Below are 14,079 nucleotides of genomic sequence, written 5' to 3'. Positions count from 1 at the left end.
GCGAAGCAGACTATGTCCGCAAGGAACTGGCAAGAGTCAGGGCCACTCAGATGGAAGGCTCGTTCGGAACACAGAAAGAGCATTACGCCATGCGCAGGATCAAGGCCAGGAAGAAGAAAACAGAGATCCTGTACATCTTCTTTGGCATCCACACAGCGAACGCAGTCCACCTGGCAGGGCGTCTGGCAGGGCTGCAAGAGACCAAGGCGGCATAAGAGACATCTGAAACGGAATTAAGATGGAGTCCTCCGAAGAGAACTCCTAATCTGTTATCGGCAAAGGTAGCAAATACACGACTTTGGAGTGCCGTTATACCAGCAAAAAGCAATTAAAACTTGTCGCATGGAGCATCAAGATACCAAGCTGACCTCTATGCCTCCACGACTGAAAGAATTAAACGACAATCCCTATGTAATATACGAAAAACAATACGACTCTAACAAGGACACTTGTAGCTTCGGATTTAATTTTATTTTCAATTTCTATTATATCCATATTTTTTCCTATTTGATATAATTTACAGTTCTATTGGAAATATCCAGATGTTTTGATTGGGTTATTCTTATTCTATGATCAAATAATGCTTATTTTTTTCCAAAAATAGCTTTAAGTATTGTATTGCCAATTTTACGCTCTAATCCTTGTTTGCTTAATGGAATTCCCGTTTCTCTAGCTATCTTTTGTTTTGCTTGAGAGATACCAAGTGCTCTTTTCCAAGAGAAGGAAAGCCCAGGAATTGGTGTTGATTTCTTTGCCATAATTTTTAACGTATTAAGAAGTTTCATGTAGAAACTCTATTATTTCCATTTTTTAGTAATTGACTCCAATTGCTCTTGTTGCGATTTTGACAAACTAGAACTGTTTGAATTTTGAGTTGGAGAAGATGATTTAGTTATAGTATATGAACTAACTGTGCTGCTACTTTTTTCAGGAATCCATTTGTCCAGTTGTTCTTCTGCTTTTGCATACATCTCTGGAGTGATGTATTTTCTCATCCTGTCAAATACAATTTCAATGGAAAGGATTTCATCTGCCCATCCAAGTATCGAGAACTTACTTGAAGGAATAAGATCAACTGGTAGAATGAGATAAGCCAAACAAGTAGCAATAATAGCTTTATCTTTTACTGAAGTCTCATTACTTTGTAGTACATAATATAACAACAAAGGTGTTCTTGCGGCAGACCTTCCTACTCGACGAGAAAAGGCTTCCAACTTAGATGTTATTAATGATATATCCATTTAATACTAAGATATGTAGGAGTTCGGATTATTACTAAGCTCTTGTTTTTTCTCTTCTGCCCATTTGTCTACAATGATTTTTGCGAACTCTTCTCTTTTGTCTTTTAACAACTCTGATATATAGTTATTGAGTTCATCCTCATAGACTTTATTAATTTTAATCTGTTGTATCTTATCATATGAACAGAAATTCTGAATGTTGCTAGATATTTCTTTCTCTAACCCTTTTACCCATTTGTCTGCAATTCTGTCAATAACAGTCTTCTGAGATTTAAGAATTTTATCGGACATATATTTAGCCACATCAGCTTCCAGCTTTACTCTGGCAGCTTCTCGGTTTCTAATAATTGCTCTTTCTGCGTTTGCTTTCTCATCAACGAGAAGTTTTGCCGCAGCCTCTTTGTTTGCAATCTTTTGCTTGATTAGCTTTTCGTACGATGCATTTTCATCCGAAAAATTCACTGGCATATAACAAAGAACAAGGTCCACAACAGCAATAATACCGGCAATTACTATAGACTCAATGTTTTTAACATTTAGATAATTTAGTCCACCATATGCAGGATATGAAATACCCCAAAATATAAATGCAGCAACAGCAAGTGTCGTTACAAACTTAGAGAAAGAGGCACTCATTGACTTGCATAGGAATACTATATACAGTAAGGCAACTACTATTGCAATTCCTATTGATAATTCCTTTTTAAATACAAATGTCGCAGATATACCAGAAAGCAATGCAACTATAAGAGCAATGAATACTCTTTTTCTCTGCTTTGCAAAGTCAATAGGGCAAAGTTTGAGTATCTCAAAATCTGCTCCCATAAGAAAACTGAGTAGAGAATATATTAATTTCATTATGCGTTATTTGTAGTTGAGTTAATATAAATTGATGGGTTCGACTTAACTTTCTCAAGCTCTTGCTTACGCCATTCTTCTATAGCGACTTCAATAAGTTCAGCTTGGGCTGCAGCAAGCTTTTTAAGTATATCCTCATTTGCTTTAAGTTCTGCTTCTAAACGAGTCTTATTTTTCTCGGTTGAAATAGTGATTTCATTTTGAACATAGTCATCTACCTCTTGTATCTTTCTATCAGCCAATGCCTTTATCCTATGTTTTTCAGCCAGTAACATATCATCGTATGGACCAGAAGATACCATCATTTTAAACAAAGTAGGAATTACCTCTATCGCAATAAACAACAATGATATAAATAATCTTGCCAGGAACAAGGATGTATTTTCTAAAGAAGCGATTTCATTTAATGCACTAATTTGAGCACAGAATCCAGTTAAGGCTTTCTGTCCTTCAGTTCCTTGGCTTTCAACTTCTTTAATCTTCTCGTCAACTTCCTTTAATCTTCTATTGTATTCTTCAATTTCATTTTGAACACTAACAGTTCTTTGTTTAATATATGCTTGATTATTAGCATTGTTTTGCTTTTCTTCATTTCGCAGATTTGCCAATTCGCCTTTTAAACGATTAACTTGGCTTTCCAATTGTTTCGCAGCAGGACCATAACCTTTCTTCTTTGTAACACCATCTCCATTGGTTTCATTATATAAACGGTTTTCTGCCTCTCTAAGTTCTTTTTCTTTATCAGCAACTCGACCAGATACACCATCAAGCCTTCCTGCACGCAGATCGGTCAATTGGTTATTTCTCGTTGAAATCTGATCTTCAATATCTTTTCGTTGCTGGTATAACAGATCATGAGCTTGTCTCACATCATCACCAACCTTTCCTTGGTCAATAATTAATTGGGACTTAATTTTGTCTTGAAAAATTCTAATCTCCAATGGAGTAGAGATCACGATACCAAGAAATATAGCGAGGATAATTCTAGGAAAGCCTCCCCAAAATTCTGCTTTACTGATAGTATGTTTTCCATCTGAGTACATGGTATTTACCATGAATCTATCAAGATTGAAAATCATCAATCCCCATATTAATCCAAAGATAAACGGCACATATAAAGGGGCATCCTGAAACACAAATGAGATAGCATATCCACCTGATATTGCTGCCATTATTGCAGTAAAAAGAATTGTGCCACCTGTTCCAGCGTATTTTGCGTAATCGCTAGGACATTGTCTAAGCATTTTTCTATTTACTCCTGCACAAATCCACAGAAATTCATTTAGAAATCCAGCCCACTCAACAGGTTGTTGCGAATTGCTTATTTCTTTATGACTTGATTTTATATTATTTGACTGTGACATACTATTATATTTTTTTTAAATAATGAGCAAATAAATTTTTTATTTCAGAAAGAAGACTCGGGGTTGTTTTTTTTGATACCGTTTCATAAATATCATCCATATTCGGGAATTCCGGGATTTTAAAATCCACATTTGGAATATTTATCTGAGGAATCTTGAATTGTGTATCTGGCTTCGGAACATTAATAGTGACATTTAGTGGTTTGTTCAATTCTGGAATAGGAACAGAGATTGATTTTACCGTCGGTAATGGAAGCATTTTTACTTCTATCTTTTTTTCCTGTGTTGAAAATTCATCGGTCACAATAAGAGTAAAGACAGATTTCTCTTTAATCTTTATTTGTTTACTTCCTTTTGGAGATACTTTTCCGTAACCTTTAAGTTCAACGTCTTTTGAATGTTTAACATCCCATGATAGTTCAATGGGTACCTCCGGTATTGTATACTTCCTATCAGAATTAAAGAAAACTTTCGCTTCATTAAATACACTTATAGGTAAAGACTCTTCAAAGGAGGATTCACCATCGAGAGCAATACACTTAAAAACAACATTTGTTGACTCTTGAAATGCAATCTTTTTTGAACCTTTGTTCTTGATGCTTTCAATGTTACCATTTAAATCAATGGATACGCTTGAGACATTTTGAATGTCCCATGATATAGTTGCTTTTTCTGATTTGTCTTTATTAATTTTGTTTTTATCTGCCTTTAATTTAAAAGTTGGTAACGGAAGTGTCTTTATAGGCAACTTATATTCTTTGCTGCCAAATGGATCAGACACTCTTAAAGTATATATTAAATCTATTTCTGGAGATACAATTTTACTGTCTTTGCTATGAACTACTCCAAAGCCCAGAAGTTCTACTTTACTCACATTCTCAGCATTCCAGGAAAGTTGAATAGGTCTCTTTCGAAGAACAATCTCTTTATCTGCACTAAAAGAAACCTTTGCTTCTGAATATACGCCAATTGTGATTTCTTTTTCAAATATTTTTTTTCGATCAAGACCGACTACAACAAGTTTATATGTTGTTGTTTCGTCAGGGGAAAAATGTTTTGAACCAGTTAAAGCAACGTCTTCAGTTATGCCATTATAACATAAGGAGACTTTATGACCATTATCAACATTCCATTTTACAAGTGTTTTTTCACCTTTGTTTTTATGCAAGGTTACAATGCTTGCTGATAATTTAATATCTGGAATTGCATAAGCTATAGCCTCCAAAGTTTTTCTTGCTTCTTTGAAGTCATTTGAAGCTTTTAATGTAAAACTGTTATTACCAATTTTAGACAAAGTTCGTTCGCAGCTGTTTTGCTTTACAGATTTTCCATCAATAAAACAGTTCGCAATTCCATCTACATGCCATGACAATTTTATCTTGTCACCGACATATAGACTTCCAGAGGAGGTATATGTAAAGGACTTGATCTCAGGAGCTTTGGTCATCTGCTCCAAAATGACATCAAAAGGATCAAGCTCATCTATGTTTCGTTTTGTCAAATATATTTCAAGTATTTTAAGCAAAACGCTGAAAATAGGGTCAAGCCCCTTGAGGTCTTGATAGATAGCAGATTGGAGTATATTTTCAAAGTCTTTTGCTTCAAACAACATATGTTCGGAGTCCTCAACATTGTATTTTTCTGCTAAAGTAGATTTGTATGCGATTCCGAGAATACTAGTGTATATTATCAATTCAGAAAAATAGTCAACTTTTTCTGAAAGGATAGTATTACGATTTCGAGCAGGATGTTGATAATCTTTTAATCCAGTTATAATATCTTTTGCTCCGGCAAATTTGGGGCAATAAAAAGAATCGTAATCAACTAGAAACAGATTTCCCTTTTCATTTACAATTATATTGCCATGCTGAAGATCTCCATGGGCGAATTTGTGAGAATGCATATCTTTGACCAATTTCATAAATTGGTTGGCCAAGTCGAGCATCTTAGTTTTCGAGTTGCGATTCTCAAAAATATAATCCTTGATAGTTGTACCCTCAATCCATTTCATTCTAGTTGTGGGATAGTTCCTTCCACCCACAGTCACACCAGATTCAATAAAGTCATAATCAATTAGATAAGGGACGTTCGCATGTTTCAGTTCTGTTGAAAGAAGCTTGATTTTTTCAATGGCATCATCAAGAGTTCTATGCCAACATCTAAATGCCCATTTTTTTCCAGCAACTTCTACTGGAAATACAACGGAAAACCCCCCAACGTATGCTTGGAGGTCTCCATTCTTTAGTCTCAGAAAATCCCCCTGTCTTATGAAATCATCTTTTATAAGAGCTGGTACTGAAACACTATTTATTAAATCTTGAATATCTATTACCATTTGCCTGATAATTAAGTCTTATTCCATTTTGCTCGTGTGTTGGTAGTATCAGGAACATACTCTTGTTTTGGTTCCTGCTGTTGAGGAGTATTCCACTTTTTTCTAATACCACCTCCAATTCTTTGAGTTTTTGGAATAATAGCTTCTTCTAGAGGTAATAACTCTTCTATACTATTGCACTCTAGTGCTTTTTTGATAGCTAAAGATAATTCTTTCAGTTGAGGATGACTCTCCAATTTTCGGAAGATATAACTATTACCTCCTGATTTAATATCATCTGGAGAAAATAGCAGAGTTTCTGTGTCTTCCATCTTTAATTCATCCCATAATCCTGGAAAGTAAGAAAGGGCTATTATACTTGTATAGATGACCAATTCTGAGAAATAATCATTCTTCTTTGATGTATATTCACTATCCCATCTTGCAGGATGTTGGTAACCACTCAAACCCTTAATTTCGTCCTTATAACCTTCCAATGATGGTACATACATGGAGTCATAATCAACTAAAACTAATGATCCATTATTTCTTACCAAAATATTACCATGCTGAAGATCTCCGTGAGAAATGCAGGAACGATGCAAATCAGACACCATTGTCTTAAACGACTCTGCAAGGTTCCTTAAAGCATCCGGGTTACATAAATTATCTTGAATGAAGTCTTTTAATGAATTAGCTTCAACCCAATCCATCAGAACTATAGGCTGAACGCCAAGATTAGTAGCAATTCCGTTTTGTTCATATTCAAAATTAACAAAATATGGAAGATTGACTCTTTTGAGTTCTTCAGCAATCAGTCTTGTTCTTTCTTGAGCATTATCAACTCTAGCTATCCAACAACGAACAGCTACTTTGTCACCAGAGGACTTGAAGTATGGAAATACGATACAAAAGCCTCCTACATAATTAATTGTGACGCCTAAAGAATTCTTTTCAACATGTCCACCATTAAGAGCTAAACTTTTAATTAATTGGGCATTATTTATTGAAATCTCGTAGTCTTCACATGAAGGGAGTTTAGCCATTACTATTATATATTATTTCTTCAAGTTCGTACCAAAATTTTTTAAAACACTCTTCAGGCTCACCGCTCCATTTTTGTTTTGCAAATGCTTTTCTAAAATCCTCGCGGTGTTTTTTGAATAACCCATTTGCTGTAGTAAACAAATCTCGGAATTCTGTTCTATCAATTCCATCGGAGGAATCCACAGAATTAGGAACTATAATATCGTCTTGTTCATTCTTGACTATTATTTCTTGGTTTGCCACTTCTTTCTTATATCCTGGATTCCAAGGACTTCTTTTTTTTGTGGCTGTTGAGTTGGATTCTTCACCTGCGGTCGGGCTGGTTGGCTCTGCACCTTCTGCGCTTGCGGTCGGGCTGGTTGGCTCTGTACCTTCTGCGCTTGTGGTCGGGCTGGTTGGCTCTGCACCTTCTGCGCTTGTGGTCGGGCTGGTTGGCTCTGTGCCTTCTGCGCTTGTGGTCGGGCTGGTTGGCTCTGTGCCTTCTGCGCTTGTGGTCTGGCTGGTTGGCTCTGCACCTTCTGCGCTTGTGGTCTGGCTGGTTGGCTCTGTGCCTTCTGCGCTTGCGGTCGGGCTGGTTGGCTCTGTACCTTCTGCGCTTGTGGTCGGGCTGGTTGGCTCTGCACCTTCTGCGCTTGTGGTCGGGCTGGTTGGCTCTGTACCTTCTGCGCTTGTGGTCGGTTCTGTAGATGTTGAGCTAATTTCGCTATTGTTTTCCATATTGCCTTTATGCAATGATGAATTCTCTGCATTATTGTCAACTTGTCCACACCTATCATCGTCTTCAGAAGATGGTTCCGTTGGATCATTTTGACCGTTCTCACGAGAACCTCCTGAAGACTTTTTTATATTATCAATTAGAATTTCTGCCTCTTTTGAATGCTTTACTTGTGGATGTATCTCAAGGTAATAAGAGTAAGACTTTAATGAATTTTTTATACTTGCGTTATCCCAATCACTTTGTTCCTCTTTTTCTTGCAATAAACATTCAATAAATTTTTCAGCCTCATTTTTATGAAGCTTCAATTCACTAGAATTCAAATATTCTTGATATGATTCAATTGTATTTACCCTTACAGCATTCTTCCAATTATTTTCGTCTAATTCTTTTGCTTCTTTCTTCTTAGCTTCTTCTGCTTTTTCTGCTTTGATTTCATTCTCCTGAAGTGAATCCAGTTTGTATTGCTCCAGAATATCAAACTCGGCTTTTTTGTCATATTCAATGATGACTAAAGTACTATCATCGTTATGCATATGATATAGTTCTCGATATTCATCGACAAGCTGAACATATGAGTTGTAGCCATTTAATGAAAGTATTCTATCAATAATGACTTTAATTTCAACAGATGTTTGGTAATTCTGAAAAAGTTCTGAGAATGGATCTGATACCAAAAGGATTTTATGTCCTTTAAGCTCGCCCGTTACTGTCTTCATCGTCCCCCTTTGTTCTTTGAAACTGTCGAAATAGTCTGGCCTATTATCAAACTTACCATCCTTCGATGAAACAATTTTTAAAATTTCATTGTTTTCATCAAGTAAAACAAGACACGAATCTCCTAAAATTTTAGCCGTCCAATGAGAATCATCAACGAACTCAATACCACAGAATGTAGCACCAGCTCCATCTCTATTTGTAATGCAGTTCTCTAACATCCAAGGATTCTTTCCCTGAGCACGCTGATCATTTAAATAAGCAATCGCTTCCTTGAACCATTCACTTTGCAAAGATGAAACTCCAGTTTCTGGATCCCAACTATTGTTTATGAAAGCATTCACAATAATTTTAGCCCACTCCGACGGCATTATGGATTGAGATACGCCATCAGAAACTGCCACCCTTTTGTTAAGGGGGCAGATTCCGAAATAGTCAGCACAATCCGAATATTTCTCGGCTTGCTTATGAGTTATGTAAGCTCTAACTTGCATTCTATTACTTATCACCTTGACCCTTGCTTGAGCCAAAATCTATCAATTTAATAAGTTCTACAGCATCAGCATTAAAGATACAACCTCTTGATCCGTCCTTTATATTGAGTTCGTTCTTGATAGCTGCAGCTTTATATCCTTCAGGAATAACACTTGAGATGTCATACAAGAATTGGGCAGGTCTACCAGCAGAAGCGACTTCCTGCTCACTACTTGGAGTTATAATTTTATGTCCACCATCACCTATTTCAGCATTGAAGATAAGCACATGTCCGTCTTCATTAGAAATATTGAGAATCTCCTTTGCAACTGCAGTTGTCTCACGTATGCAAGTATCTCCATCTTGATGATCATAATAAGGAACTCCATCTGAAATATTAATAATCACAGGAGCTGGGCATTCTGGCTTATCTGCAATCCAATCTTCAACAAGCTGCTTAGCCATCTTGAAGCCATCGCGCATATTAGTCCAAACGTCCTTAGTAATAGGTTCAACCCAGATAGGCTGATTAACAGGAACCTCTACAAGACCTCCATTGCCATCACTGACCTTCTGTGTCTTATTCTCGACACGGATAGGATTATTGTATAAGTCTTCAAGAAAACCAGAACACAATTCTTTGACTTCATATCCATATCCAATAACAGAAATAAAGCAACGATTCTTTGGTTTATCCTTATTGAAATTCTTCTTGATAATTGTATTGATTACACGATTGATAACCTTAGCAGAGAAGACGGTTCTAGAATCACCATCACAATACTGATTCATCATGGAACCAGACTGATCCACGAGAATGATCAAAAGACCAGGAGTTGCAGAACTCCACTGCTTGTCATTATTTCCCATTGTACAATTTTTTAGTATGCCGTTGGCTACCAAAACGGCTTTGACTTAAAGGTTATTTTTGTGTACTCTAATGGAGCCTGCCGATAACAGCAATTAGAGTTCACTCATTATTACATATAATGTATGCAAAGTTACAACTTTTTTATGGGATAGATGAAAGAAAGCCAAAGAAAAGAAATAAAAAATGTTAAAACGGCTCAAAAAGTCCATTTTCCCAATCCTTAGTTTGCTATTTTATCATTTAATTCTTTCATATTACAGAAAATTGTTTTAATATTCGCGCGAAATGTTTTCGCTATGAACAACTTCATATATATTCAAAATTGAAATAAATAATCAGAAATTCACAATGCAAAGATACTTAGGTTAAATTAAAACATAAAAAAATCGAGATGTATACTGTACGAACATCCCGATTTAATGTATGAAATAAATATCACGTTTCGATTTATACTCTATATATACATCGATTTAATCATTGAACCAATCGAAGGTTTCTTTTCCAACCGCAATCTCAAAATGATACTTAGCAATGCCCAAATCCATCTTGGTATAGCCAATCAAAGAGAACCCTTTGCTGGCTTTCACAATATGGCGATTGTTCTTCATGCCGACATACTCGAACGAGAACTTCTGCTGATTGACAGATGTAGGTGCAAGTAAAGCAGCTTCTACCCCCCCCCCTTCTTGAACCAAGCTGGAGTGATGTCGCTTGCATTACTTACTTGCTGAACGGTCTTACGTCTGAGGTTTCTTCCAGGATCATCACCATAGCCGAGGGCAATCATGCAACAAAGTTTTTCATCATTGCCTTTCTCGTAAGCATCCTTGATGTTGTTATAGGTCAGACCTACCCAACAGGTGTTGAGTCCAAGGGTCTGAGCAAGCAGAACCAACTGCTCACCATAGTACCCGACACGCTCAGAGAGGTCATTGGCTTTCTTGCCTATCATCACGAAGTAGTTGGTCACTCCGCAGAAGGTTCCATAAGCCATCTTGCCCTTGAATGCCTTTGGCTCATTGGTAACAAGTTGAATGTGAAGATTACCGACCTTGTTGCACTCATCAACCTTCTCCTGAAGTATCTTGATGAGATTCTCTTCAATCGGTTTGTCTATGTATTTTCGCACACTATGGCGTGCTGCAATAGCTTCTTGTAGAGTCATTATTTCTTCTTTGGGATTGATTTAATCGTTGCTGTCTTTAGCATTCTTGCGCTCATCCTTCTTTTTGATCGGACCTGAATGCTTACCTCTATTCAGCTTTATTCCATGTTTGTTCAATATGCGGAACACCGAACTGCGACTACGGAAGCCGCTGGCTTTCCAGACTTCTTCGATTGGATGTCCAGCTGCATAAAGGTTGATGACAGTCTTCTCTCTATCCATACGTCTTTCCTTGGAAGTGGAAACCGGAGGGAGTTGAACAATCATTCGTTCCTGAAGTTTCGATACGTGTTCAGAAGACTTGCGAAGAACCAAGGCTTCATCTGGAAGAGAACCCATCATGAGGAGTACGTCTGAAGGCTTTGTCTCAGGGAACAACTCATTATTTGAGTCGATACGGTCATGAATGCTTATGACACGAATGACCTTTACCCGGCAAAATTCTAGGAACATTGCCAGTTCTCGTGCGCCACGAATGGCATTGCTGAACTTGCTGATGACGAGTTCATCGCCTCGTTCGAGGGCTACCATCAGCTGTTTCCACGGCGGACGGTTCTTTTCATCAGCGTCGTTCTCTTCTATGACTTTCACGCAACCATACTCCTGCATCCACTCACGATCGGCTTCAAGCTTCTCGTAGTGTGCGGTTGCCATGATGTAACCTATCTTTGCCATAATCAGTGTGATCATGTGGTTAGATTGTGTAATCAGATGTGCCGTTTCAGCACTTTTGTGCTGCAAAGGTATGAAAAATTATCGTATTATGGTACGTTTCATACCTGATATTATACTTTTTTATGAAACTCTCCAATCTCAGCATTGATAGTTGCAATCCGCAATAATCATACTTTTCAGAGTATGAAATATAAAATAATATAAACTTTAAATCAAACTGGCACAAGATATGATTTTTATTCGTACCTTTGCACCGCTAATCAATCAAATATGCGTATGAAACATAGTCCACATCAAGGGTTTTCCCTTCATTCTACTCTTATTTCTGCACAGCACAAGAACGTCGCAAATAAGCAGATGAAAGAAAGTAAAACAAGTGAAAGAAAAATGGGTCACCAGTAAAAGTGTGTGGATTAGGCATAGATCTTCATTAGTCTGAAGAGAAAGAACTTACGGTCAATGATACCTCTGAGTTGTGCTCTGAAATGCTTGATCTTTGCATTGAGGGATTCTGCTGATGCATTGGTAGAGCGATTGACAAAATAGTTAAGGATCTCATCCTCACGGTCGTACATGGCGGCATCAATATCATTGAACGCTTTGTTGCCGAACTCACCGACCTTCGAGTACCATGAATGCAGGCTGACAGCACCTTGCTCCTTAGTACACCTCTGCGAGAAAATCATTTGAAGAGAGTGGGTAAGCGAGAAAGCCGTCTTTATATCCGGAAACTCACGGAACAGTATTTCTGCACGTTCCTTCTGTGTGTCTGTCCATTTCTCGGGTGACATCATAAGTAGCCCCTTACTGCGTGCAAGGAGTTCTGCACGTGTCTCTCCGTTCTCAAGTCTTTCGGGATAGTACCTTGCATTGCGCCTTATGACATTGCCCTCCTCATCCACAAATGGACCATCGTTCTCCTGCAGCTGGCGCATCATCAGACGGTGTTCTTCCCTAGCATTGGCATCAAGTGTCATCTGCTCACGCCAATACTCTCTGCGTACCTTTTGCAAGGCTTCAAGACAAAACTGCTGATGATGGTACCGGTCGAGCGTACGCATAGCCTTCGGAAAGCATGTCTCATCTATGCTGACGTGAGGACTTATGTTCTCTGGGAAGATGAGCCACTCGTCAGCATGGCCTAGTTCAGACCATTCACGATAGCCGCTTAGGTGGTCCTTGTAGGCTCTGCCATACTCATCACCGTCTATGTGATAGTCCTTTTCAAATGAACGGGCCGTTATAGGGAGCGTCTCCAAACGCTTCTTTTAAATCAAGCCATCTGTGACGGCGCACGTGAAGCTGTACTTCCTGACCTCTAATCGGAAAGTCGTGAAACACACTTTCGCGTGTAAATCCCATTGGGGCGCAGGTCTTCTCTGTCGTCAGGTTTCTGCTCGTTCTCATCGAGATAAAGGTGAATCACCTGTGTGTCACCTTTCTTCTCGACACGTACATTCTTCAAGTCAAACCAGTCAAGCATGTGGGCTGGCAATAGGCATTCCGCTAAGAGTCTATACTGTTTCATTTTGTTCTAACGTTTACTCTATAAACGTACACCTGCTTGCTTTTATTGTGCTATGCTATCCACACGCTTTTGCAAGTGACCCGAACAAGTTTGCACATGGCGAGGCGAATAATGAGGTGGATATTGATAAAGCTAAGGATATTGCTAACGATACACTTACGCTTATCTCAATTTTCAAGGACGAGATAGAGAATATGATTTCTTTAGAAAAGTATAAAAAGCAGTGACAAATTTAATCAAAGAACGACTTTTTTGATAATTGCTGGTTATTAATGAAAATTCATAACCTAAAAATAAGTCCGCTTGCGGACATCAAGTTGTTTTATGTTGTTCTTGTTGTCGTCATAATATGTGAATAATTTACGTTCAATTTTACATAATTCACGTTCACTCTCATCGTCCGCTTGCGGACACACAATACTAAATAAGACATAATTTATGGAAGTAATACAAACAAATATCCCCGGCATTCTCATCATTGAGCCCGGTGTATTCAAAGACTCCCGTGGCTATTTCTTTGAGAGTTTCTCTCAGCGGGAATTCGACCAGAAAGTAACGCCCATTCTTGGACATAGTATCAACTTCGTGCATGACAACGAGTCAATGTCATCATACGGCGTTATGCGTGGTCTTCATTATCAGCGTATGCCATATACCCAAAGTAAACTCGTGCGCTGCGTCAAAGGCGCTGTCCTCGATGTTGCAGTTGACATCCGCAAAGGCTCCCCGACATTTGGACAACATGTCTCCTGCCTCTTGACAGGACGTGATGAAGAAGGAGTGAAGATAGCTGAGGAGTTTGCAAAAGAATCAGCAATCAAGAACTTGCTTTAGCTTGATGAGCACCGCCATTAATAAATAAGAGTTTCCCACACCCACAGAAGCAGCTGTAGTGGGGATTGACTCTTTTAAAAATAGATATTAAACAATTAGCCTTTAGGTATTTCGCTCTTTCTGCTTAAAAAGCGTTAATCCATAGGTTGCTTTTTGAAATCTTGATCACATCTGAGAATGCGTTCCAAGTCTTGCCTTGTTTCTTCATCTGCCATAGCCCTCTCAAGCAGGTCATCCAGTGTGGAATCAAAGAGACTCGCAATTTTCTCAAGCAAT

At 38.1% G+C, this 14,079-nt stretch carries 13 protein-coding genes and 2 pseudogenes; 2 read left to right on the top strand and 13 right to left on the bottom strand.

What is annotated here, in order from left to right; genetic code table 11:
- Positions 1 to 215 (top strand): annotated as a pseudogene (locus CIK99_RS01635) (DDE transposase); the annotation flags it as partial.
- Positions 216 to 584: 369 nt separating this feature from the next.
- On the opposite strand, the gene CIK99_RS15500 reads toward CIK99_RS01635, so the two are convergent.
- From CIK99_RS15500 to CIK99_RS01575, 13 genes are all read right to left on the bottom strand, one after another.
- Complete coding sequence (locus tag CIK99_RS15500) at positions 585 to 758, bottom strand: hypothetical protein (RefSeq protein WP_173805286.1); 174 nt, start codon at positions 756 to 758, stop codon at positions 585 to 587.
- 39 nt (positions 759 to 797) lie between these two features.
- Positions 798 to 1,241: a YkvA family protein gene (locus tag CIK99_RS01625; RefSeq protein WP_094379108.1), complete on the bottom strand. Its 444-nt coding sequence runs from the start codon at positions 1,239 to 1,241 to the stop codon at positions 798 to 800.
- Positions 1,242 to 1,247: 6 nt separating this feature from the next.
- A complete protein-coding gene (locus CIK99_RS01620) occupies positions 1,248 to 2,099 on the bottom strand; it encodes a hypothetical protein (protein WP_094379106.1) in 852 nt (283 codons plus the stop codon).
- Positions 2,099 to 3,463: a DUF4407 domain-containing protein gene (locus tag CIK99_RS01615; RefSeq protein WP_094379104.1), complete on the bottom strand. Its 1,365-nt coding sequence runs from the start codon at positions 3,461 to 3,463 to the stop codon at positions 2,099 to 2,101. The genes CIK99_RS01620 and CIK99_RS01615 overlap by 1 nt, the downstream gene beginning before the upstream one ends.
- Positions 3,464 to 3,467: 4 nt before the next feature.
- Positions 3,468 to 5,798, bottom strand: a complete 2,331-nt coding sequence (locus CIK99_RS01610; RefSeq protein WP_094379102.1) for an AarF/UbiB family protein — start codon at positions 5,796 to 5,798, stop codon at positions 3,468 to 3,470.
- Positions 5,799 to 5,809: 11 nt separating this feature from the next.
- Positions 5,810 to 6,823, bottom strand: coding sequence for a lipopolysaccharide kinase InaA family protein (locus tag CIK99_RS01605; protein WP_094379100.1), 1,014 nt, complete (start codon positions 6,821 to 6,823; stop codon positions 5,810 to 5,812).
- A complete protein-coding gene (locus CIK99_RS01600) occupies positions 6,816 to 8,750 on the bottom strand; it encodes a hypothetical protein (RefSeq protein WP_094379098.1) in 1,935 nt (644 codons plus the stop codon). Before CIK99_RS01600 ends, CIK99_RS01605 begins: the two co-directional genes overlap by 8 nt.
- 4 nt (positions 8,751 to 8,754) lie before the next feature.
- A complete protein-coding gene (locus CIK99_RS01595; RefSeq protein ID WP_094379096.1) occupies positions 8,755 to 9,600 on the bottom strand; it encodes a vWA domain-containing protein in 846 nt (281 codons plus the stop codon).
- 471 nt (positions 9,601 to 10,071) lie between these two features.
- The gene (locus CIK99_RS15665) at positions 10,072 to 10,296 is read right to left on the bottom strand and encodes a nitroreductase family protein (RefSeq protein ID WP_254047682.1); all 225 of its coding nucleotides are present in this window, start codon (positions 10,294 to 10,296) and stop codon (positions 10,072 to 10,074) included.
- Positions 10,272 to 10,766 carry a nitroreductase family protein gene (locus CIK99_RS01590; RefSeq protein ID WP_254047681.1) on the bottom strand — a complete coding sequence of 165 codons (495 nt, stop codon included), beginning with the start codon at positions 10,764 to 10,766 and terminating at the stop codon, positions 10,272 to 10,274. Before CIK99_RS01590 ends, CIK99_RS15665 begins: the two co-directional genes overlap by 25 nt.
- 21 nt (positions 10,767 to 10,787) lie before the next feature.
- A complete protein-coding gene (locus CIK99_RS01585; protein WP_094379112.1) occupies positions 10,788 to 11,441 on the bottom strand; it encodes a recombinase family protein in 654 nt (217 codons plus the stop codon).
- Between the two features lie 413 nt (positions 11,442 to 11,854).
- Positions 11,855 to 12,700 carry a transposase gene (locus tag CIK99_RS01580; RefSeq protein WP_094379094.1) on the bottom strand — a complete coding sequence of 282 codons (846 nt, stop codon included), beginning with the start codon at positions 12,698 to 12,700 and terminating at the stop codon, positions 11,855 to 11,857.
- 59 nt (positions 12,701 to 12,759) lie between these two features.
- Positions 12,760 to 12,969: a hypothetical protein gene (locus CIK99_RS01575; RefSeq protein WP_254047680.1), complete on the bottom strand. Its 210-nt coding sequence runs from the start codon at positions 12,967 to 12,969 to the stop codon at positions 12,760 to 12,762.
- A 438-nt stretch (positions 12,970 to 13,407) separates the two neighbouring features.
- On the opposite strand from CIK99_RS01575, the pseudogene CIK99_RS01565 reads away from it, so the two are divergent.
- Positions 13,408 to 13,788: pseudogene (locus tag CIK99_RS01565) on the top strand (dTDP-4-dehydrorhamnose 3,5-epimerase family protein); the annotation flags it as partial.
- Positions 13,789 to 14,079 lie beyond the last annotated feature (291 nt).

It is taken from the genome of Prevotella sp. P5-92 (genome assembly GCF_002251245.1).
Lineage (GTDB): Bacteria > Bacteroidota > Bacteroidia > Bacteroidales > Bacteroidaceae > Prevotella.
The sequence above is the reverse complement of the archived record's forward strand: the minus strand, read 5'-3'. Positions and strand labels throughout refer to the sequence as shown.